The following is a 20,242-nucleotide window of genomic DNA, read 5'->3' as shown; positions in this document are numbered from 1 at the left end:
ATCGAAACATGAGCGCGGCGCAGCGCACCCCGCCGCTGACGCCACTGGGCGGCCACAACGTCCTGTTCGCGATGGCGGCCGAGGCCGAATACGGCACGCATCTCAGGAAGCGTTTCGATCCTTTGATCATCGGCGTTGGCCCCGTGGAAGCGGCGGTCGAGCTAACCGCCGCCCTTGCCGCCCTCGCCCAGTGCGAGCGCCTGCCGGACCTGGTGGTGTCGCTGGGCTCGGCCGGCAGTCGGGCGCTCGAACAGACCAAGATCTATCAGGCGACTTCCATCGCCTACCGCGACATGGACGCCTCGCCGTTGGGCTTCGAAAAGGGCACCACGCCCTTTCTCGACCTGCCGGCGACGGTCCCCCTACCGCTGCGCATTCCCGGCATTCGTGAGGCTACGCTCTCCACCGGCGCCAATATCGTCTCGGGCGCGGCCTATGCCGCCATCGCCGCCGACATGGTGGACATGGAGAGCTATGCCTGCCTGCGCGCCTGCATGCGCTTCGACGTACCGCTGATCGTGCTGCGCGGCATTTCGGACGGCAAGACAGAGCTGCACCATGTCGACGACTGGACGGAATATCTCCATGTCATCGATGAGAAGCTGGCTTCCGCCGTCGATCGCCTCGGCGAGGCGCTCGCCAAGGGGATGTTGAAGCGTTGACCTTTGCGGCACAAATGAAAGGCTTAGGCGAGATGTGGCTCGAGCCAGCGCTTCAGTTGTGACCCCTGCATCAGCCCGGCCTGGCGGGCGATCTCGCGCCCTTCCTTGAAAACGATCAGCATGGGAATGCTGCGAATGCCGAAGCGCCCGGCCAGGGCCGGTTCCGCCTCGGTGTCGAGCTTGGCGAAGCGGATGCGCGGCTCCAGCTCGGCGGCGGTCTGGGCAAAGATCGGCGCCATCATCTTGCAGGGGCCGCACCAGCCGGCCCAGAAGTCCACCACTACCGGCAGCTCGCTGCGCTCGACCAGGGCCGAATAGTTGGCGCTAGTGAGCTCCAGGGGCGCACCGGTGAACAGCGGCTGCTTGCACTTGCCGCAGCGGGAGGCGTCGGCCAGCCGCGCCGTGGCCACACGGTTGATGGCCAGGCAGTGGGGGCAGGCCAGATGCAGTGAATCAGACATGGCAGGGCTCCGGTGAGGGTGGCAGGAACGAGGATAGGTGCGGCGCTAGCTGCCGTCGGCGTAGGCCGCTAGTCGTCAACCTTGGTCAGCGCCGAGTCCTTGTGCATGGCGATGTGGTCCGTCTTGTCGCTCTTGATCTCGTACTGCGGCTCGTCTTCGCTGGCATGACGCTTGTGCCCCTTGTACTCCGTGTCCTGGGTATGAACGCGGACGATCTTTCCGCTGACGTGCCCTGCCTCGGAATTCCAGCGTACGTGGTCGCCCACCTTGAATCGCTTGGCCATTGCTCACCTCTCATCAGGGGTAAAGGGTTCGTGCTGGTAGCATAGCCCAGCGAATGGGAAACCTTCCCTCTGGGGTAGTGTCGTCAACCGAATACCATTTGCCGCCTGGTCACGAGGAGTGAGCACCGTGTTCATCCTCCATGAATCATTTTCGGGTCAGATCCGGAAGAGTGGAAGCCCGAGCTAACAAAGCCCTTACAAAACAAAACTATTTATCATCGCTTTCTTCAGACTTAATGGCAAACAAGGTGAGTTCGGTGTGCTACCGCACGGACATAACCTCTTTCAGCATTTATGCTTTGGCTATGTCGTGACAGGTGAAGTTAACAGCAGCTTGTTGAGAAAGAACTTCTGAATCAAGTATTCACCTGAACGATTTTGCTTGCTTGTTACAGAGAAGGAAATATTAGATGAGTACTGAAAAATCCAAGTCGGATAGCAACCAGAGTAGCGCACGTGGCAACCAGCAATTCGACGAGGCCATCGTCGAGCCGGTACGTGCCTACGGCGCACTGACCACCGATTACTTTGAAAAGCTCTTCGCGGCTCAGTTCGACGCCGTTCGCGCCTTCGCGGACACCAGTTTGGCGCAATCACGCTCTTGGCTTGAAGTCAAAGATTCCGACAGTTTTCGGCAGGTGATCGAGCAGCAACAGCAGGCCGTTCGAGAGCTGAGTGAGAAGATGAAGGAAGACGCTGAAAAGATTCGCGCCTTGAGCCAGGAGTATTTACAGGAGACTCAGCAACTGACGGCAGCAGGCATGCAGAAGGGAAAGGAACAAGTAGAGAACAGCTTGCAAAAAGGTAAGGAAAAGGCTGACGATACTCAACAGAAAAGCCAGCAGCAGGCCGACAAGGGCAAAAAATCGGCCAGCGCATCGCATCAGTAATAGTTGCTTTATAAGTAAGCGCATGCTTGAAGGGCCGTCTTCGCGAGAAGACGGCCCTTCAACTATTTGGCTGCCCTACCGGAGCATGAGCGCCTGGCAGTGGCTGAATCGGCACTTTGGTCGCCGCTTATGCCGCGCCTGTCGGCATGAGGACCGCTTCGATCGGTCGCCGCAACGAACGCGGCATCGCCTTGCCCCGCCCGAACCGCACCACCAGGTCGGGGCGCCCACCCACTACGCCTAATGCCTCGGCGAATGCTGGGCGCACGCTCGACTCTTCGATGGGCTGGTTGATGAAGGCATTGCAGATGCCGAGTGCCGTCGCCTGCAGGGCGAAGCGCTGGTAGCAGCGGCCGACTTCCACCCAGTGCGCCCTGTCGTCGGCTCTCGAGATGAACACGGCAATGCCGGCCGAACTGCGCACCTGACGAGCCACCTTGGCATTTTCGGCGCCTTGCCGAAACAGGGCGCGGAATAGCCAACGGCCCAGCCAGCGCGGGGTGGCGGGGCTTCCCATGGAGCGCGCGAAAAGCCCGTCACCGGCCTCGAGCGCCTCCCGGTCGCCGAAGCGAAGCCAGGCTTCGAGCTCCTGGCGGAACGCCGCGTTCGCGATCTGCCGGCTGTTGGCCTGAAGCACGTACTCCAGCACTTTCTCCATCGCTTCACGTTCGGTCAGCAGGCTGATCGAGACCCCATCTCCGGTTCCCGCGGCCTGTAGCAGGTACAGTTCCTGATCGGTCGCGGGCGAGCCGTCGTAATCGGTGCGCGCGCACTGGCGTGCCGGAATGGCCTCGAACAGCGGCGTGACCTCAGGCTGACAGGGTGTCAGTGTGACGCGCACCTCTCCGTCTCCTTCGGGATGGAAGATGATCTCGCCTGACATACCGAACGCCCGCGCCGCCAGGCTCAGGTTTTCGGCGGCACATCCCAGCGAGACGTAGAGGTGGTGATCGTCCGGATCGACGACGGGTGTGCGCCGCGAGAGATCCGGCAGGATGGCGATGGCATCGTCGGCGATGCGGAAGCGCCAGCATTGGGTGTTGTGTCCGGAAGGAGCCAGGGTGGCATAGCGAATGAGCGCCTTCAGCCGGGCGGCATGATCGGTCGCTTGCCTATCGCCGTGGCGCCAGAGGTGCTTCACCACTTGCTCGTAGTTCATAACCCGCCCCATCCCTTCGCCCCTTGCTGCCTTCAGTTTAGCGCCAACACGGCCCTCAAGAACATGGCTCACAACATGTCGCTGCACTGTCTTCGCCATCCCCTCATCGGCAGCATATTTCCCAAGGTTGCCCCGGTGGCTAGGCTGATCTCGTCATGTCGACACTGCAGATGTGAGACTTATTCGCCACACCGCTTGGGCAGGAGGTTGACGCGTGGCGAGGCCGCCCGGAGAGGGGGAGCGGGTGCGCGGATGGCGTGCATTTTTCCGTTGAGCTCGCCGCCCTGTCTCAGGCAGGATGGAGAAAGGAGAGCAGGTTGGTAGACAAGCAACGGCATACCGCTGGAGGAGCCACATGCAACCGCTGAGCTATTACTACTACAACGTGCTGGAAGGTCTCGAAAAGCCGTGCGACGTACCGTCGACCCAACTGCAGGAGGGCTACGACATCCTGTATCGACATGGCGGGCGCATCGAAATTGACCTGATGCGCAAGGCCGAGGATAGCAATGCCCAGGGCAAGCCCTATCACTGGTACGAGGCCCTGGATGAGGAGCAGCGGGCGAAACTGCACAAGGCCCTGGATGAGGAAAATCCCGCCAAGATTCTCAAGCTCATTCAGCGCAACGGCTATGCCGGCGTGCTCTACCACCATGCCTGGCATAACTTCCGGGAGTCGGGAGCCGCCTAAGAACCGATATCAAGCGTCGGACATGCCATGCCGACTGCTTGATCAATAAGCCGAATCGTACAGGGCCGCTTTCCCCAGGAAAGCGGCCCTTTTACTTATCGTTTGACACTACCGGTGCTGCTGATCTTAGATAGACCTCTATTTAGATAGATCGGTCTATATAGATTTACGTGTACAGGAGCGTCATCGAATGCCCGCCTCCAAGCGCGACCAGTTGCTGGCCACGGCCGAGCAACTCTTCTATGAGCAGGGGTTCCACGCCACCGGCATCGACCGCATCGTGGCCGCCGCCGGGGTGGTGCGGATGACGCTCTACAATCACTTCGAATCCAAGGAGGCCCTGGTCGCGGCCGTGCTGCAGGCCCGCCATGAACGCTTCGTCGCCAGCCTCGATGCGGCAACGGCCTCAGCCCCGCCGGGCCAGGCGACACGGGCGCTGGTCGATGCGCACGGCCGCTGGCTCAAAGCCTACAGTCAGCATGGCTGCATCATGGCCAAGGCGATGGGCGAATTCGCCGAGCACAGCGCCGAAATCCATGCCCTGGCGACGGCCGCCAAGCAAGACTTGCTGGCACGCCTCGAAGCCGCCGTGGCACGCGATGGCCTGGACCATCATGCCGGCCTGGCGCGACGCCTCTTCATGGTGCTGGAAGGTAGCAATACGGCGGTGGTGGTGCTGGGTATGCAGACCGGCCTGGCCGACACTCGGGCGCTGGTCGACGCTCTACTCGCCGCGGCCCGGAGCGAGACCCCATGAGGCCGCTCTCCTCGCTCGCCATGGCGGCCCTGGGCAGCGGGGTCATTGCCATCACCTACGGGTTGGCCCGCTTCGTGTTCGGGCTCTTTCTGCCCTCGATGCGCGAAGAGCTGACGATCACTTCGACCATGGCGGGTGTCATTGGCGCCCTGCCTTTCCTGAGTTTCGTCTTCGCCATCCTCGCCGCGCCCTGGGTGACGCGCCGCCTCGGGGTACGCCGCGCAGGCGTCGCAGCCGCCGGCCTGGCCGGAATCGGGCTGATCACCATTGCCCAGGCGCCTTCCTCGCTGCTGCTGGCCGTCGGCGTGCTGATCTGCGGGATCAGTACCGGGCTGTCCTCGCCGGCGATGGCGGAAGCGGTATATCGGGTCGTCCCGCCCGATCTGCGCGGGCGGGTCAACGCCACCATCAATGCGGGCACCAGCCTCGGCATCGCGCTCGCCATGCCCGCGGTGCTGGTCTGGGCGGAGGCCTGGCGCAGCGCCTATACCGGGTTCGCCGCCCTGGCGGCACTGGCCGCCCTGGCAGCCCTCTGCTACCTACCGCGTGAGGAACGCATCTCACTCTCGCGGCCCCGGTTGTTCTCCGCGCCGGTGAGCCGAGCACAATGGCTCGGGCTTGCCCGGCTAAGTGGCCTGGCTGCCGGGATGGGGTGTGTGAGTGCAGCCTACTGGGTGTTTGCTCCCGATGCGGTGATCAACGCCGGGGGGCTGGTGTCTAGCCAGACCGCCTGGATGTGGCTGGCGGTGGGCATCGGGGGGCTGACGGGGGCCGGTGGCGGGGATCTCATCTCGCGCTTCGGGCCGGCCATGACCCATGCCGCCGGGCTTACGGTGATGTCTGCAAGCCTGGCGCTTCTGGCCATCAATCCCGGCAACTTCGCCCTCGCCCTGTCATCGGCGGCCCTGTTCGGCGCCGGGTACATGATTCTGACCGGTTTCTACCTGGTCAGAAGCACCCAGATCATGTCCAATGCTCCCGCCTTCGGCCCGGTGCTGCCACTGCTCGCCACCTCGGTCGGCCAGGTCGCCGGCTCTCCGCTGGCGGGCTGGCTTGTGGGAGCTGAAGGTCATGTCGCCACCTTCACGCTCTTTGCCACCCTGGGGCTCGCCGTCGCCGGGTTGGGGTCATGGTTGCTGAAGGAGAGAGCCACCGCCGATGAGCGCGCTCCTGGATAGCCTGGCCTAGTCATCTAGCTTGGTGAGCGCCGAGTCCTTGTGCATGGCGATGTGATCGGTCTTGTCGCTCTTGATCTCGTATTGCGGCTCGTCCTCGCTGGCGTGGCGCTTGTGCCCCTTGTACTCCGTGTCCTGGGTGTGGACCTTGATGATCTTGCCGCTTACCTGCCCCGCCTCGGAGTTCCAGCTGACGCGGTCTCCCACCTTGAAGCGTTTGGCCATGGTCTACCTCAAACCTGTTGAATTGGTTAGACGAACTGAAGCATAGCCCAGGCTTCGATGGCTCGGATGTTGTCGACGAACCGGTGGCAGCAGCCTATAGTCGCGCTTGTCCATTGCATCTCATGCACATATGATAATAAATCTCATATAAGAATGGATAAGCCATGGCCCCGATCACCCCGTGCCGGCCTCGCGTGCTGGTCGTCGAGGACGACAGGACGCTGAACGGCCAAATCTCACGGCTTTTGGAAGGAAAGGGTTATGAGACGCAGCAGTGCTATGCGGGGGAAGACGGGCTGCTGTCGGCACTCAGCCAGCGTTTCGATCTGATCCTGCTCGACGTGCTGCTGCCACAGCTTGATGGCTTCGAAGTACTCAACCGCTTGCGCAGGCTGCGCCAGACGCCGGTGATCATGCTTACCGCCTGTGGCGCCGAGGAGGAGCGCATCCGCGGTTTCAGCCGCGGTGCCGACGATTACGTGCCCAAGCCCTTCGCCTTCGCCGAGCTGCTGCTGCGCATCGAGGCGCTGTTGCGGCGCACGCTGGGCAGCACCGATCCGGGCGCCAACCCGGAAACGCTTAGCGTGGGCTCGCTGACACTGAAGCGCAGTACCCTGTCCGTGCACTACTCGGGCCGACCCATCACTCTCACCCCGATTCAGTTTCGCTTGCTGTGGGTATTGATGCTTCACCAGGGCGAGGCGTTGAGCAAACCTTACCTCTACCAGGTGGTGCTGGAGCGGGAGTACAGTCGCTTCGATCGTAGCCTCGACATGCACCTGAGCCGGGTGCGGCGCAAGCTGGCGGAAGCGGGCATGACGGCGGATTGCCTGCAGACGGTCCACGGCAAGGGATACTGCTTCCTGTGAACCGGCGGCTGTTGTGGAAATTGTGCGCCACCTTGGCGCTGGGCACCCTTGTACTGATGTGGGTGATTACCTTCCTGGGTGATGAAACCGAGCAGCAGATGAGCTTCATCGCCGAACGCCACCAGCAGACCCTCAAGGAGTGGGGGCGCACCGCCGAACGCCTGCATAACGCCGGCGACGAGCAAGCCCTGGCCGACTGGCTGGCCGAGCTGCAGGCACGCGAGGACACCTGGGCCGCCGTGGTCCGCTCTGACATTCAGCCGCTGGCCGGCAGCGTGCTCACCCCGCGCTTTCGTGAAGGCTTTCGCATCGGCCGCAGCGAGGAGTGGAAGATCCACCTCTATTTCACCGAAAACCCCATCATGGAGACTCCCTTCGCCGACGGGCGGACCCACTTTCTGGTATTGCTGCCCCAACGCATGCGCCCCGGCACCTACCTGCCCCAGGCCAAGCTGTTCCTCAAGGTCGCCCTGCCGTTGGTGGTGTTGATCGTGCTGAGCCTGGTGATCTATCGCCACCTGATGCGCCCGCTGCGCCAACTCGAGCTGGCTACTCGCCAGTTCAGCAACGGCAACCTGGGCGTGCGGGTTCGCGCCTTGCTGGGCAATCGCAACGACGAGCTTGCCGCCCTGGCCGAGACGTTCGACTGCATGGCCGAGCGCACTGGCGATCTCATCCTCACCCAGCGCCGTCTGATCGCTGACCTGTCTCACGAACTGCGCACCCCGCTCACACGCATCGACATGGCCATTAGCTGCGTGGAGGAAGGCATCGACACCCAGCACTTGCTGCCTCGGCTGCGCCGCGAATGCCGCCTGATGCGCGAGTTGGTGGAGGATACCCTGACCCTGGCCTGGCTGGAGAACGAGAAGCCCAACCTCGACCGGGACAGCCTGGACCTCACCGACCTGCTCGACAGCATCCTGGAGGACGCCCGCTACGAATACCCCGGTCACACGCTGCACGCCGGGCTGCCCGCCCGGGCGGAAGTCAGTGGTAGCAGCCATCGTGCCCTGGCACAGGCCTTCGAGAACGTCATTCGTAACGCCTGCACCCACACCCCGGCTGGCGGCAACGTCTGGATCGATCTGAAAGCCATGCCGGACGGTTACCTGCTCACCATCGAGGATGAAGGCCCGGGGGTGCCGACCGAGCATCTGGAACGTATCTTCACGCCGTTCTTTCGCACGGCCCAGGCGCGCGGTTCCCGCCCCGGCGGGCACGGCCTGGGCCTGGCCCTGGCGCGCCGTCAGGTGGAGGCAGCCGGCGGCTGGATCGAGGCCGAGAATCGCCATGAAGGCGGGCTGCGAATGCGCCTGTGGCTACCGGCATCCCGAGGCCACGCCAATGCACCGGCGCAGATAACTGTCACCTGAGTCACTTGGAGTAAGCGGCTTTGTCGTAAGTGGCACGATCCAAGAGGCCTTGGCAAAAGTAACAATTGTAAAAGCGTTTCACATCGGAGTGACGGAGAGTAAGAATGCGCTTCAAAAGACAATGATTCTCATCCGTAATGATGACATTGGAGCGCATATGAACATTTCACTTCCTGCCAAGGCAGTTACCCAGCCACACCCGCCCCGCTTTCGCCGTCGCGCCCTCTACTCGGCTATTGCCCTGCTGGGTGCGAGCCCCACTGTGCTGGCGCAAGACGACGCTCATCGGCTCGAACCGATCCAGGTCATCGGCGAGCGCGAGACAGTGAGCGACATGAGCATCGATGACGAGACCATCGAACGCTACCAGGCCGGCGACCTGGGCGAACTCTTTGCCGGCGAGCCTGAGGTTGCCGTAGGCGGCACGGTGGGTATCGCGCAGAAAGTCTACGTACGCGGCGTCGAAGACACGCTACTCAACGTCACCATCGACGGCGCGACCCAGGCCGGCGCCCTGTTCCACCACACCGGCCGCCTGGCCGTGGAGCCCGAGCTACTCAAGCAAGTGGAAGTGGACGCCGGCGCCGGCCGGGCCACGGCTGGCGCGGGTGCCCTGGGCGGCGCCATTCGCTTCGTCACCAAGGATCCCGGCGACCTGCTGCGCGACGACGAGCGATTGGGCGCCCTGTTCAAGATCGGCGGCGCCTCGAATACCGAGGGCTACCAGGGCAGCACCACCGTCTTTGGCCGTCTGAGCGAGCGCTGGAGCGGCATGGTCTCCCTCAATCACAGCGACCACGGCCGCTTCGAGGATGGCGATGGCAACGAGATTCCCGGCACCGATGCCGAGCAGCAGTCGGGTTTCGCCAAGATCGTCGGCCAACTGCCTGGCGGCCAGACCCTGAGGCTGAGCCATGAGGTGCGCACCGACCAGGGCGAGCGCCCCCAGCGGCCGCAATGGGGCATCAGCGATTTCAACCCGCTCTACGAGCTGGATGGCCGCCGCGATACCACCACGCTGAACTACGCCATCGCCCCGGAAGAGAACGCCTGGCTGGATGCGGCCTTTACCCTGTATCACACCGAGTCGGAGATCGAACAGAACGTTGCCGACCGCTGGGGCCGCTACTACGGCTTCACGCGCAGCGTGGGCGGTGACCTGCGCAACACCAGCCGGCTCGGCGACCATGCCCTGACCTACGGTGTCGACTACCGGCGCGACTCGGTGAATGCCGGCGCCGAAGACGATCCCAGGGCAGAGGAGGAGTCCGGCAGGGTCACCGGCGTTTACCTGCAGGATGACTTCTGGATCACCGACACCCTGCTGCTGAGCGCCGGGGTGCGCTACGACGAATACCGGCTCACCGACAATAGCGACCAGCACTACAGCGAGAGCGACGTCAGCCCCAACGTCAACCTGGCCTGGGAGGCAGTCGACGGGCTGACCCTCAGGGCGGGCTACGCAGAGGCCTTCCGCGGGCCGATGCCCCACGACGCCTTCAAGATCGACCGCGCCCTGAACGACCCGGATCTGAAGGGTGAAAAGGCCAGGAATACCGAGGTGGGCTTCGACTATGCCCTCGGCAATTTCACCCTGTTCGGAGAGGTCTATCGTTCCACCATCGAGGAGGCCATCGCCGACCCGCTGTTCGGCCCGGCTCTCTACCAGAACATCGGCGACCTGGAATCGGACGGGTATCGCCTCGGCGCCACCTATCGCTGGGGCGTTCTGCAAGCCGGGCTGAGCTACCACAGCAACGAGGCCAAGGTGGATGGCGAGCCGCTCACCGTCTATGCGCATAACCTGCTGGGCAACAGCATGGGCGATACCTGGGTGGCCGATCTGGCCTACCAGTGGAGCCCGAATCTGGAATTCGGCTGGCGCGGCCGCTTCGTACAGGGGCTCGACGGCCTGGTGACCCGCGTGGGCACCATCGACAAGCCGGGCTACGGCGTGCATGACCTCTTCATGGACTGGCTGCCCACCGCCAACGAGGACCTGCGCGTAACGCTCACGGTCCACAACATAGGCGACAAGCAGTACCTGGACCACGCCAGCAATGCGGACTACCAGCACCTGCCGGGCTATGCGGGCGTAGTGGGCCTGCCGGAGCCGGGCCGCGATATCCGCCTCGGCCTGGCGCTGAGGTTCTGATGCTCAAGCGACCCAATCTGTTGTTGCTCGCATTGGCGGTGCTGTTCGGCGCCTCTCAGGCCCAGGCGGAGCGCACGGTGACCGACCTGGCGGGACGCAGCGTTAGCGTGCCCGAGCAGGCCAAGGCCATCGTGCTGGGCGAGAGCCGTTACATCCCGGCGTTGGCGATCCTTGAGGGCGAACGAGTGATCGAACGGCTAGTCGGCCTGCTGCCCGATTTCGAGCAGACCGACCCCGCCGGCTACGCCCAGTACCTGGCGCGTTTCCCCGAGCTGGCCGACTTGCCCCGCGTGGGGCACGCCTCCGCCGACAGCTTCAGCCTGGAGAGCGTGCTGGCCATGGGCGCCGACCTGGCCATCTTTAGCCTGGAGGGCCATGGGCCCGGCGCGCACAACCACGAGCTGATCGCGCGCCTGGAGCGGGCCGGTGTGGCGGTGGTGTTCATCGACTTTCGCCAGGATCCGCTGCGCAACACGCCGCGCAGCATGGCGCTGCTCGGCGAGGTGCTGGGACGCCAGGCACAAGCCAAGCGCTTCAACCGCTTCTATGAAGAAGAGCTGGCCAAGGTGCGCGAGGCGGTGGCTGCGATTCCCGAGGAGGAGTGGCCGAGCGTCTTCCTGCACAGCCGAGTGGGCCTGCACGACGGCTGCTGCGAGACCATGGCCAACGGCATGATGGGGCACTTCATCGAGGCCGCCGGCGGGACCAACGTGGCCGCCGAGCGGCTGCCCGGTGTCAGCGGCACGATCAACCTGGAGACCCTGATCAGCGACCCGCCGGACCGCTACCTGGCCACTGCCATCGGCTCGGCCGAGAATGCGACCTCCGCTGACGAGCAGCCCTTCGTGGTGCTGGGCGCCGGTGTCAGCGAACAGAACGCCCGCCGCTCCCTGGCCCGGGCTGTGCAGCGCCCCGGCCTTGCCTCGCTCCCCGCCATCGAAAACCCCGAGCACGCCTTCGCCATATGGCACCACTTCTACAACACGCCGCTCAATGTGGTGGCCGTGCAGGCCCTGGCCCGCTGGTTGCACCCCGAGCGACTGGCACACCTCGAGCCAGAGCAGACCCTGGCCACCTTTTACAGTCGCTTCCAGCCCGTGGCGCTGGACGGCACCTACTGGGTTGGCCTCGCGGAGGAAGCGCCGTGAACCAAGTGATGGAAGTTGACGCCCGGCTGGCCAGCCAGTACCAGCGCTTCGTGTGGCGCCGAATACTGTGCCTGGCCGGCCTGACGCTGGCGGCGGCCACCGCCCTGCTGGTAGACATCGCTTCCGGCCCCGCCATGCTGGGGTTGGGAGAAGTCGTTCATGGCCTGCTCGCCCCCGGCGCCCTGGAAACCGGCACTCGCGTGATCATCTTCGACATTCGCCTGCCCTATGCGCTGATGGCGGTGGTGGTAGGCGCCTGCCTGGGATTGGCCGGGGCCGAGATGCAGACGGTGCTCAACAACCCGTTGGCCAGCCCCTTCACCCTGGGCGTGGGCGCCGCTGCCACCCTGGGGGCGTCGCTGGTGATCGCGTTCAACGTCTCGCTGTTCGGCCTGGCGGTGCATCTGCTGCTGCCGCTCTCGGCCTTCGTGTTCGCCGCCGCCGCCTCGCTGCTGATCCTGCTGCTGTCGCGCACCCTGGGTGCCTCGGTTCATGCCGTGGTGCTGTTCGGTATCGCCTTGCTGTTCGGCATCAATGCCGTGGTGGGGCTGATCCAGTTCGTCGCCGACGCCGAGTCGGTACAGCAGATCGTGTTCTGGACCATGGGCAGCCTGGCTCGCGCGTCGCTGGATAAAGTCGCCATCGTGGTCGGCGTGCTGGCGGTCTGCCTGCCCTTCTCGCTGCGCAATGCCTGGGCCATGACCCTTCTGCGCAGCGGCGAAGAGCAGGCCCGCAGCCTGGGCGTGCCGGTGGAGCGGATGCGCCTGCTGGTACTGCTGCGTGTCAGCCTGTTGACCGCCGCCGCCCTGGCCTTCGTCGGCGAGATCGGCTTCATCGGCCTGGTGGCGCCGCACATCGCCCGCCTGATGCTGGGCGAAGACCATCGCTTCCTGCTGCCGGGAAGCGCCCTGGCGGGTGCCGTGCTGCTTTCGCTTTCCTCGATCGCCAGCAAGCTGCTGGTGCCGGGCGTGGTCTTGCCGGTGGGTATTGTTACCGCCCTGGTGGGTATTCCCCTGTTCATCGGCCTGATCGTCGCCCGCAGCCGGAGGGCCGCGCTATGAGCCTCGAATTGGAACGGCTGACGGCAGGCTATCGGCGCCATCCGGTGTTTCGCGACCTGACCCTGCCGAGCATCGAGCCGGGCGAGCTGGTGGCGGTGGTAGGCCCCAACGCGGTGGGCAAATCCACTCTGCTGAAGGGCATCGCCGGCCTCATGCCGACAAGCGGACATGTGCAGTTGAACGGCCAACAGCTGAGGGCACTCTCCCCGGCCCAGCGCGTGCAGCACTTGGGTTATTTGCCCCAGCCGTTACCCCAGGCGGTACCATTGGTAGCCTACGAGACCGTGTTCAGCGCCTGCCGCGCCGTACGTGCCAGTGAACCGCGGGCCACAACCGAACAGGCCATCGAAGACGTCTTCGACACTTTGGGCATTCGTCATCTGGCCCTGCGCCAGCTGTCCGAAATGTCGGGTGGCCAGCGCCAGATGGTAGGGCTGGCCCAGGTGCTGGTACGCAAGCCGCCGCTGATGCTGCTGGACGAGCCCACCAGCGCGCTGGACCTGCGTTGGCAGCTCAACGTGCTCGAGGCGGTGCGCTCGGCCACCCACGAGAACGGCGCCATCGCCTTGGTGGCCAGCCACGACCTCAACCTGGCGCTGCGCTTCTGCGACCGGGTGCTGGTGCTCTCTCCCGGTGGGCGGGCTGAGATGGGCACGGCGCAACAGGTACTGACCCCTGAGCTGCTGGCCCGTACCTACGGCATCGAGGCCCGCATAGAACGCTGCTCCCGCGGCCATCCCATCGTGCTGGCGGACCGGCCCCTGGCCGACTAGCAGTACGCAGCCCGGTTGCATAGATGAGAAACGGCAGGAGAGCCGTGGCCGTCTCCTCTGCTACTTTTAGCTTGATTGGTAGAGGCCGGATGGCCACATCGGAGGAGACACCGCATGGACCGGTTCACGGGTGGTTGCCTTTGCGGCAACGTTCGCATCGTGGCGACGGGGCGCCCCTACCGGGTCGGCCTGTGTCATTGCCTCGACTGCCGCAAGCATCATGGCGCGCTGTTCTTCGCGGCCGCTATGTTCCCTGAGGAGGCGGTGACGATCGAAGGTGAAACGCGCGACTACGCAGGGCGATTTTTCTGTCCCAACTGCGGTTCGTCCGTGTTCGCACGCAGCGGAGATGAAATCGAAGTGCACCTGGGAGCGCTGGATGCCCCCGACCAACTGATGCCCACCTACGAAAGCTGGACCGTCCGCCGCGAGTCCTGGCTGCCACCGTTTCCTTACATGAAGCGCTACGACTGCGATCGTGACGACACGGGGCGAGAGGAGTAGCTAGTCGCGTTCGATGGCGGCTTCAGCCCGGAGGAATGCAACTCTCCTCGATGTGGCGCAAGGTGTACTGTGCCATGCGTTGCCATGCTTCGTCGGAATCACCTCGATAGGACAACAGTTGCTCGCAGGCAAACTTGTTGTTGTCGTTCAGATCCAGCACCGCCAGCCTGACCCTTCCGATCAGCGTGCTCACTTTGTGAACCTCGCCGATAAGGAGATATTGGGCGCCGGCGGTCTTGGCCTGCCTTGTAAGAACGGCCAGGCCAGGGGTTCGGTGCGTACAGCGTTCCATCTCGCAGGTCAGGTCGATAAACGTAATCTCCTGATGCCCGGCGAGGCCACTGTATAGCGTCTCATTGAGCGATCTCAGTCTCGCTTCGTGCTCGGCGTTTTGATCCTGGACTTCGCCGGATGTGTCCTGGAAATCGAACTGGGCCAAGGCCAGGGTCGATTTTTCTGTATCGGCAACAATCGTCGCTGCCATTGCCATCGTTCCTGCCAGAAGAAGGAGCGGCATTCCGCGCGTGATCCGGCGATATACGTTCTGTGGGGTCATGGCGCCTCCTGATGGAGCCAGTGCAAACGCGCCTGGAGGACAAGCCGTACTTGGTGCCAAAGTGCTTCGCCATGTCGCGCCTCCTGGACGCCATACAGGGATAGCTTAAGCCGAGCCGCAGGGAAAGGCGCTGACTAGATACTATCGCCAGCCTGAGCCATACGCATACCCGCCTGAACATCCGACACCTTCAGCAGGTCGATGAAGGCACGTAGTGCTGTGGGTACGTGGCGATGCCCGGGGTAATAGAGCATCAAGCCGGGATATGGCGGGCTCCACGCTTCCAGCAACGCAACGAGCTGGCCCGATGCGAGGCGGTCGCTGGCCACGAGTTCGGGAACGTAGGCGATGCCGAGGCCGTCGGCTGCCGCTTCGACCATGAGTTCATTGTCGTCGAGCGTCAGCGTACCGGGCACGTCGATGGCGATTTCCTGCCCTCGCCGTTCGAACTCCCAGCGGTAGCGTTTGCCGCTGGGCAAACGCTGGCGTATGCAGCGGTGCTTGTGCAGGTCGTCGGGAACGTCGGGTGTGCCGAAGCGGTGCAGGTAATCCGGCGAGGCCACCGCCAGGAATCGCATATCCCCTCCCAGCTTCACCGCAATCATGTCCTGGGGCACCGCCTCACCCAGCCGTACCCCGGCATCGAACCCCTGCTCGACGATATCGACGAGACGCCCTTCGCTGACGAGATCGAGCTCCACCGCCGGATAGCGGCGCAGATAAGCCGGCACGACATGGGCAAGCAACAGTCGAGCTGCCGCCCTGCTCGCATTGATGCGCAACTGGCCGCTGGGTTCGCCGCGGTCGTCGGCAAGGGTATCCAGCGTGGCGTTCAGTTCACTCAAGGTCGGTGTGATACGCGCCAGAAACCGGCCGCCGGCATCGGTAAGGGAAACGCTGCGGGTGGTGCGGTGCAGCAGCCGCACGCCGAGCCGCTCTTCCAGATGCCGCATCCGGTGGCTCAACGCCGAGCGCGAGATACCTATCACATCGGCTGCGCGCCGAAAGCTGCGCTCGGCGGCTACCACCGCAAAGGCTTCCAGGTCGGCCAGACTTGGCTTGGTCGTGCTCGGCTTGCTCATTGGTGAAATCCTCTCACGAGTACATACAACAGTAGCCTACTTCTTCATTCCAATCGGGAGCGCCACCATGGGTTCGTCAACCCAACCGAACGAAGGAGCAGAATGATGAGCAAGACATGGCTGATTACCGGAGCATCCTCAGGCTTAGGCCGACTGATGACGGAGCGCCTGCTGGCGCGTGGCGATCGCGTGGTTGCCACGCTGCGCCGGGAAGGCGTGCTCGACGAACTGCAGCAGGCCCATGGCGAGCGCTTGCGGGTGCTGACACTCGATCTCACCGACGTGCCAGGGATCCACGAGGTCACCCGCCAGGCCTTCGAGCGTATGGGAAGGATCGATGTGGTGGTATCGAACGCTGGCTATGGGCTCTTCGGTGCCGCCGAAGAGCTCAGCGATGAGCAGATCGATCACCAGATCGCCACCAACCTCACCGGTTCGATCCAGTTGATTCGCGCGGTACTGCCCCACCTGCGCGCCCAAGGCGGCGGACGCATCGTGCAGGTCTCCTCAGAAGGCGGCCAGAAAGCCTATCCCAACTTTTCGCTCTATCACGCCACCAAGTGGGGCATCGAGGGCTTCGTCGAATCGACGGCGCAGGACGTGGCGCCGTTCGGGATCGATTTCATCATTGTCGAACCGGGCCCCACCGCGACCGATTTTGCCGCCGGGCTCGTGCGCGGGGCTCCGATGGAGGTCTATGACGCAACGCCGGCAGGCGATGTCAGGCGCGCCCTGGCGGATGGCAGCTTCGAGATAAAGGGCGATGCCGCCAGGACGGTTGACGCCATAATCACCGCCGCCGACGCGCCGACACCACCCTTGCGGCTGGCACTCGGCAGCACGGCGTATACGGGCGTCAAGCAGGCGCTGGAAGAGCGGCTTCAAGCGCTCGAAGCACAGCGCGACGTGGCCTTTTCGGCCGATGTCGATTGATTCGGGATCGGACAGTCGAAAAGGCCGGCCCCGATCCAGGCTCGTTGAAAGAGTTGGCGTTGGCGTGGCCAGCGCGTCTTGCCGGATACATCCGCGCCAGAATCATCGAGGCGCCGTCGAAAGACGGCGCCGGCTCGGCTTACCGACTACAGTTTCCTGAACTTGCCATGCTCAGCTTGCTCACCTCTTCCATACCCTGCTCTTCGTCGACGAGCCGGAGGTTGGCACCACCGACGAAGGCCCCCATCTTGATATATTGCTCAATAAAGTAGTTGTTTCCCGATTCCGTCACGAGGCTCAGCGTATTGGGGGAAAATTCGGACTCAGTGGCAACCTCATGCTCCTGATCTCCCTCTACCTGATGGTAGAAGAAAACTCCTCGAGCGCTTTCACCGATACACTCGCCGTCGATCCAGATGTCTTTCTTCAGCGCAGCCCCGATAGGGGATTCCTTGCGAAAGACATACACACCTGCCATGCCCTCTGCCGGGGCTTCGAACTGCTTGGCTTGAGATGACTCCTGCTGCGGAGCCATGTTGACCGAGGCACACCCTGTCATCAAAGCCAGCACCGCCATGGCAGCTGTGGTTTTGAGTAGTTTCATTTCAGTTCCCTTTCTTTTGCGTTTGCTTGCAGCTTCAAGCCGCTTTTTACTGACTGGCCCACAGGGCCACGCCATTTGGCTTTCGCCAAATTCTTTTTATTCACGACAACAACACCTACGCACTTCCGTCTCTCCTAAGTATTTGGAGAGTGGAGCTTTGGCATTCGAGGTTATTCAATCGATGACAAAGGAGGTACAAAGCTCTGAATGATCCATTTCGATTTGAGCATCCTTGCGTATGAGCTATCGATATCGTGTTTTGCGGCAAAGCCTATCATTCAAGGCTGACCAACCTTCATGCGCTGGATCAACGGAAGCCAAAGAAGCCGCTATCAAAGGCGTACCTCAATACTCACGCGACGCCAGCGGCAGCCACACGTGCTCGTAGCCGATGGTGATCGCGACCCATACCAGCAGAACGGCCATGGCGAGGCTGAAACCCTTGAGCAACCGCGGGCTCTCGATTCGCTGACCAACCATGGCGCCCATCAGCGCATAGCTACCGGGGGCGCCGAAAGCCAGCACGGCCAGCCCCAGCGACCAGACCAGCAGGCTCGCGCCGTCGATGCCGGCGGCGGGGAACTGGATGGTGGCGATCGGCAGGGTCGCGATCATGCCCTTGGGGTTGCACAGCTGCATGATCAGGCCGTCGCGGAACTGCAGCACGCGCGGCGCTGCACGCACCTCGCCCAGGTCGATGCTCGAGCGGGCGATCTTGACCGCCAGGTAGAGAATGTAGCCGCAGCCCACCGCTCCCACCACGGCAAGCATGTCGCCGCGCACCCAGGCCGCGCCGGCCCAGCCGAACAGCAAAAATAGCGTGAGCATGGCCAGCCCCACACCGACGAAGAAGCCAAGCGATGTCCTGGCCTGACCGTTGAGCCCAGCGTTCAGGCCGAGCAGGTTCACAGGCCCAGGCGTGTACATGACGCCCAGGGCATAGGCGACGATCTCCATGGGAGTCTCTCCGATAGGAAGTACGTTGGGTGGCCGAGCGGCCGAGGTTAAGCGCCGCTAGGTGACGCTGCGCTGGTACTGATATGGCGTCTTGCCGTAGATGCGCTTGAAGCGGCGGTTGAAATGGCTGAGGTCGGTAAAACCGTAGCGGAAGGCCACCTCGGAGGGCGCCACGCCGGCCTCCAGGGCGGTGCGCGCGGCATTGACCCGGCAGCTCAGCACGTACTGGTGCGGCGTAATGCCGAACTGCTGCCGGAACAGGCGCAGGAAGTGGTACTTCGAGAGATGGGCGGCCTGGCTGATCTCGTCCAGCGAGAGATCCGACTCCAGGTGGGCGAGCACGTACTCCTTGGCGCGCAGCAACAGCGCATCGGGCCGGCTCACCCTGCCGCCGGGCTGGAACTTGCCGGCACGCTGCACCAGGCGAGTCGCCATGCGATGCAGGGCGTGCTCCTGGTCGATGCGCGTGCCCTGCTGGTGAATCATCAACTGCGCAAGATCGAGAATGGCGCGGCGCAGCTCGGGGTCGGCCAGCAGGGTCTCGCTGCCTTGGAACCGGGCGGCACGCTCGCATCCTGCCGCGTCGGCGAACGAAGCCTCGAGCTGGGCGGGAGGCACGTAGACCATCACGTAGCCCAGCCTGCTGTCGTCGCCCGGATGGCCGTCGTGCACCTGCTCGGGATTGAACTGGATGACGTTGCCGGGCGGGCTGCGGTGAAACTGCCCGCCGCTGAAGAAGTCCTGCCGCCCGGAGAGAGTCACCCCGAAGGCATACTCCTCATGGGCGTGGCGGTCGTAGCAGAAGTCGCTCAGAGACGCCTGGAGTACCGTAAGCTCGGGTATCTGTCGGCTCTTGTAGTAATCGAACCGGCTGGATTGCTTCGCCATGTCGCGCCTCCCTGAACGCCATACAGGGATAGCTTAAGCTCGGTGCCATAGGAAGGCTTGGACATTATTGCGGAAAGGGGCCAAGGGGGATAATTCCCAGCATAGTAACTCTGAAAGTAGCTACAACCTCGACAACTGGCGCGCCGTGGCGATCAGGAGATCCGAGAGGTTCTGCTCCAGTTCCTCGGGCATACTCCGCACCCGGGACATGGAAATGCTCACGGCCGCCCGCGGTCGGTTGTGCCTATCCAGTACCGGTACCGCAATCGAGATGTCGGAGAGAAAATACTCCTCCACCGAAAGGGCATACCCCTGGCGCCGGAATCGGGCCAAGCGCTCCATGATCGCAGGCACCTCATGCACGGTATTCGGCGTGTAGGCCTTTCGCTGCGTCCGCTCCAGGACCGCCCGCGCCTCCTGTTCTTCCAACTGCGACAGCATCGCCAGCCCAGGCGCCGTGCAGAATGCCGGAAGGCGCGAGCCGATGGTGATGTCGGTATCCAGCATGTTGCGGCTCAGCAAGCGGGAGAGATACACCACGTCTTGCCCATCCAGAATCGTCAGGCTGACCGAACCTTCCGTTTCCTTGCTCAGGTTCAGCAGGTAGGGACGTACCTTGTCGACCAGTGGGTGCGCATGGAGGTAGTGCGCGGCGATATCCAGCGTGCGCACGCTGGGCTCGATCAGTTGCGTCTCCTCGTTGCGCTGCAGGTAGCCTAGCTGCGTCAGGGTGTGCACGAAACGCTGCGCCGCACTCCGGTCCATGTCGCAGCGTTCCGCCAGCTGCTTGACGCTCATCGCCGGGTGCTCGGCATCGAAGACCTCGAGGATCCGAAACGCCTTCACTACGCTCTTGACCAGCAAGCGGTCCACTTTTTCTTTTTCGCTCAAACACTTACCCCTTTTCAGACGGATCTTTTCGCAAGAAAAGTCGTTTCTTGGGTCGATTTTGGGTTTTACAACGCTCGCCATTCAACTACATTGATTGAATGTAGATCACTAGTGATCGCATTGCAATCACAAAGATACAAA

At 63.2% G+C, this 20,242-nt stretch carries 23 protein-coding genes; 13 read left to right on the top strand and 10 right to left on the bottom strand.

Annotated elements, in window-relative coordinates; translation table 11 throughout:
* The first annotated feature begins 8 nt into the window (after positions 1 to 8).
* A complete protein-coding gene (locus ACRWQA_RS03585; RefSeq protein WP_434227165.1) occupies positions 9 to 662 on the top strand; it encodes a 5'-methylthioadenosine/S-adenosylhomocysteine nucleosidase in 654 nt (217 codons plus the stop codon).
* A 23-nt stretch (positions 663 to 685) separates the two neighbouring features.
* Here the strand turns inward: ACRWQA_RS03585 and trxC are convergent, their stop codons facing one another.
* Positions 686 to 1,123, bottom strand: a complete 438-nt coding sequence (gene trxC, locus ACRWQA_RS03580) for a thioredoxin TrxC (RefSeq protein ID WP_434227163.1) — start codon at positions 1,121 to 1,123, stop codon at positions 686 to 688.
* Positions 1,124 to 1,191: 68 nt separating this feature from the next.
* Positions 1,192 to 1,407 carry a hypervirulence associated TUDOR domain-containing protein gene (locus ACRWQA_RS03575; RefSeq protein WP_434227161.1) on the bottom strand — a complete coding sequence of 72 codons (216 nt, stop codon included), beginning with the start codon at positions 1,405 to 1,407 and terminating at the stop codon, positions 1,192 to 1,194.
* A 410-nt stretch (positions 1,408 to 1,817) separates the two neighbouring features.
* Between ACRWQA_RS03575 and ACRWQA_RS03570 the strand changes: the two genes are divergently transcribed.
* Entirely contained in the window at positions 1,818 to 2,297 is a 480-nt protein-coding gene (locus ACRWQA_RS03570) for a phasin family protein (RefSeq protein WP_263581144.1), read from the top strand.
* A 127-nt stretch (positions 2,298 to 2,424) separates the two neighbouring features.
* Here ACRWQA_RS03570 and ACRWQA_RS03565 read toward each other — a convergent pair whose 3' ends face one another.
* Complete coding sequence (locus ACRWQA_RS03565) at positions 2,425 to 3,456, bottom strand: Acg family FMN-binding oxidoreductase (protein WP_263581145.1); 1,032 nt, start codon at positions 3,454 to 3,456, stop codon at positions 2,425 to 2,427.
* A gap of 355 nt (positions 3,457 to 3,811) precedes the next feature.
* Here ACRWQA_RS03565 and ACRWQA_RS03560 point away from each other — a divergent pair, with 355 nt between their 5' ends.
* From ACRWQA_RS03560 to ACRWQA_RS03550, 3 genes are all read left to right on the top strand, one after another.
* Positions 3,812 to 4,147: a hypothetical protein gene (locus tag ACRWQA_RS03560; RefSeq protein ID WP_263581146.1), complete on the top strand. Its 336-nt coding sequence runs from the start codon at positions 3,812 to 3,814 to the stop codon at positions 4,145 to 4,147.
* Between the two features lie 190 nt (positions 4,148 to 4,337).
* Entirely contained in the window at positions 4,338 to 4,904 is a 567-nt protein-coding gene (locus ACRWQA_RS03555) for a TetR/AcrR family transcriptional regulator (protein WP_434227158.1), read from the top strand.
* On the top strand, positions 4,901 to 6,082 hold the full coding sequence (locus tag ACRWQA_RS03550; RefSeq protein ID WP_434227157.1) for an MFS transporter: 1,182 nt from the start codon (positions 4,901 to 4,903) through the stop codon (positions 6,080 to 6,082). The genes ACRWQA_RS03555 and ACRWQA_RS03550 overlap by 4 nt, the downstream gene beginning before the upstream one ends.
* Before the next feature lie 6 nt (positions 6,083 to 6,088).
* Here the strand turns inward: ACRWQA_RS03550 and ACRWQA_RS03545 are convergent, their stop codons facing one another.
* The gene (locus tag ACRWQA_RS03545) at positions 6,089 to 6,304 is read right to left on the bottom strand and encodes a hypervirulence associated TUDOR domain-containing protein (RefSeq protein ID WP_434227155.1); all 216 of its coding nucleotides are present in this window, start codon (positions 6,302 to 6,304) and stop codon (positions 6,089 to 6,091) included.
* Positions 6,305 to 6,468: 164 nt separating this feature from the next.
* Between ACRWQA_RS03545 and ACRWQA_RS03540 the strand changes: the two genes are divergently transcribed.
* The 7 genes from ACRWQA_RS03540 (at position 6,469) to ACRWQA_RS03510 (ending at position 14,190) form a co-directional block, all read left to right on the top strand.
* Positions 6,469 to 7,173, top strand: a complete 705-nt coding sequence (locus tag ACRWQA_RS03540; protein WP_434227153.1) for a response regulator transcription factor — start codon at positions 6,469 to 6,471, stop codon at positions 7,171 to 7,173.
* Positions 7,170 to 8,549, top strand: a complete 1,380-nt coding sequence (locus ACRWQA_RS03535; protein ID WP_434227152.1) for a histidine kinase sensor domain-containing protein — start codon at positions 7,170 to 7,172, stop codon at positions 8,547 to 8,549. Before ACRWQA_RS03540 ends, ACRWQA_RS03535 begins: the two co-directional genes overlap by 4 nt.
* Positions 8,550 to 8,706: 157 nt before the next feature.
* Entirely contained in the window at positions 8,707 to 10,704 is a 1,998-nt protein-coding gene (locus tag ACRWQA_RS03530) for a TonB-dependent receptor domain-containing protein (protein WP_434227150.1), read from the top strand.
* Positions 10,704 to 11,852 carry an ABC transporter substrate-binding protein gene (locus ACRWQA_RS03525; RefSeq protein WP_434227149.1) on the top strand — a complete coding sequence of 383 codons (1,149 nt, stop codon included), beginning with the start codon at positions 10,704 to 10,706 and terminating at the stop codon, positions 11,850 to 11,852. Before ACRWQA_RS03530 ends, ACRWQA_RS03525 begins: the two co-directional genes overlap by 1 nt.
* On the top strand, positions 11,849 to 12,913 hold the full coding sequence (locus ACRWQA_RS03520) for a FecCD family ABC transporter permease (RefSeq protein WP_263581153.1): 1,065 nt from the start codon (positions 11,849 to 11,851) through the stop codon (positions 12,911 to 12,913). Before ACRWQA_RS03525 ends, ACRWQA_RS03520 begins: the two co-directional genes overlap by 4 nt.
* On the top strand, positions 12,910 to 13,686 hold the full coding sequence (locus ACRWQA_RS03515; protein ID WP_263581154.1) for an ABC transporter ATP-binding protein: 777 nt from the start codon (positions 12,910 to 12,912) through the stop codon (positions 13,684 to 13,686). The genes ACRWQA_RS03520 and ACRWQA_RS03515 overlap by 4 nt, the downstream gene beginning before the upstream one ends.
* A gap of 114 nt (positions 13,687 to 13,800) precedes the next feature.
* A complete protein-coding gene (locus ACRWQA_RS03510) occupies positions 13,801 to 14,190 on the top strand; it encodes a GFA family protein (protein ID WP_263581155.1) in 390 nt (129 codons plus the stop codon).
* A 22-nt stretch (positions 14,191 to 14,212) separates the two neighbouring features.
* Here the strand turns inward: ACRWQA_RS03510 and ACRWQA_RS03505 are convergent, their stop codons facing one another.
* Positions 14,213 to 14,746: a DUF2380 domain-containing protein gene (locus tag ACRWQA_RS03505; RefSeq protein WP_434227147.1), complete on the bottom strand. Its 534-nt coding sequence runs from the start codon at positions 14,744 to 14,746 to the stop codon at positions 14,213 to 14,215.
* Between the two features lie 134 nt (positions 14,747 to 14,880).
* The gene (locus ACRWQA_RS03500; protein ID WP_434227146.1) at positions 14,881 to 15,828 is read right to left on the bottom strand and encodes a LysR family transcriptional regulator; all 948 of its coding nucleotides are present in this window, start codon (positions 15,826 to 15,828) and stop codon (positions 14,881 to 14,883) included.
* 105 nt (positions 15,829 to 15,933) lie between these two features.
* On the opposite strand from ACRWQA_RS03500, the gene ACRWQA_RS03495 reads away from it, so the two are divergent.
* Positions 15,934 to 16,761, top strand: coding sequence for an SDR family oxidoreductase (locus ACRWQA_RS03495; protein WP_434227144.1), 828 nt, complete (start codon positions 15,934 to 15,936; stop codon positions 16,759 to 16,761).
* A 139-nt stretch (positions 16,762 to 16,900) separates the two neighbouring features.
* On the opposite strand, the gene ACRWQA_RS03490 is transcribed toward ACRWQA_RS03495, so the two are convergent.
* From ACRWQA_RS03490 to ACRWQA_RS03475, 4 genes are all read right to left on the bottom strand, one after another.
* Positions 16,901 to 17,365 (bottom strand): DUF2846 domain-containing protein, encoded by a 465-nt coding sequence (locus ACRWQA_RS03490; RefSeq protein WP_434227143.1) that lies wholly within the window; start codon positions 17,363 to 17,365, stop codon positions 16,901 to 16,903.
* A 345-nt stretch (positions 17,366 to 17,710) separates the two neighbouring features.
* Positions 17,711 to 18,322 (bottom strand): LysE family translocator, encoded by a 612-nt coding sequence (locus tag ACRWQA_RS03485; protein WP_434227141.1) that lies wholly within the window; start codon positions 18,320 to 18,322, stop codon positions 17,711 to 17,713.
* A 57-nt stretch (positions 18,323 to 18,379) separates the two neighbouring features.
* On the bottom strand, positions 18,380 to 19,210 hold the full coding sequence (locus tag ACRWQA_RS03480; protein WP_263581161.1) for an AraC family transcriptional regulator: 831 nt from the start codon (positions 19,208 to 19,210) through the stop codon (positions 18,380 to 18,382).
* 120 nt (positions 19,211 to 19,330) lie between these two features.
* The gene (locus ACRWQA_RS03475; RefSeq protein WP_263581162.1) at positions 19,331 to 20,101 is read right to left on the bottom strand and encodes an IclR family transcriptional regulator; all 771 of its coding nucleotides are present in this window, start codon (positions 20,099 to 20,101) and stop codon (positions 19,331 to 19,333) included.
* Positions 20,102 to 20,242: the final 141 nt, after the last annotated feature.

Source organism: Billgrantia sp. C5P2, from assembly GCF_051062895.2.
Note: the sequence above shows the minus strand (reverse complement) of the source record. Positions and strands in the feature narration are given on the sequence as shown.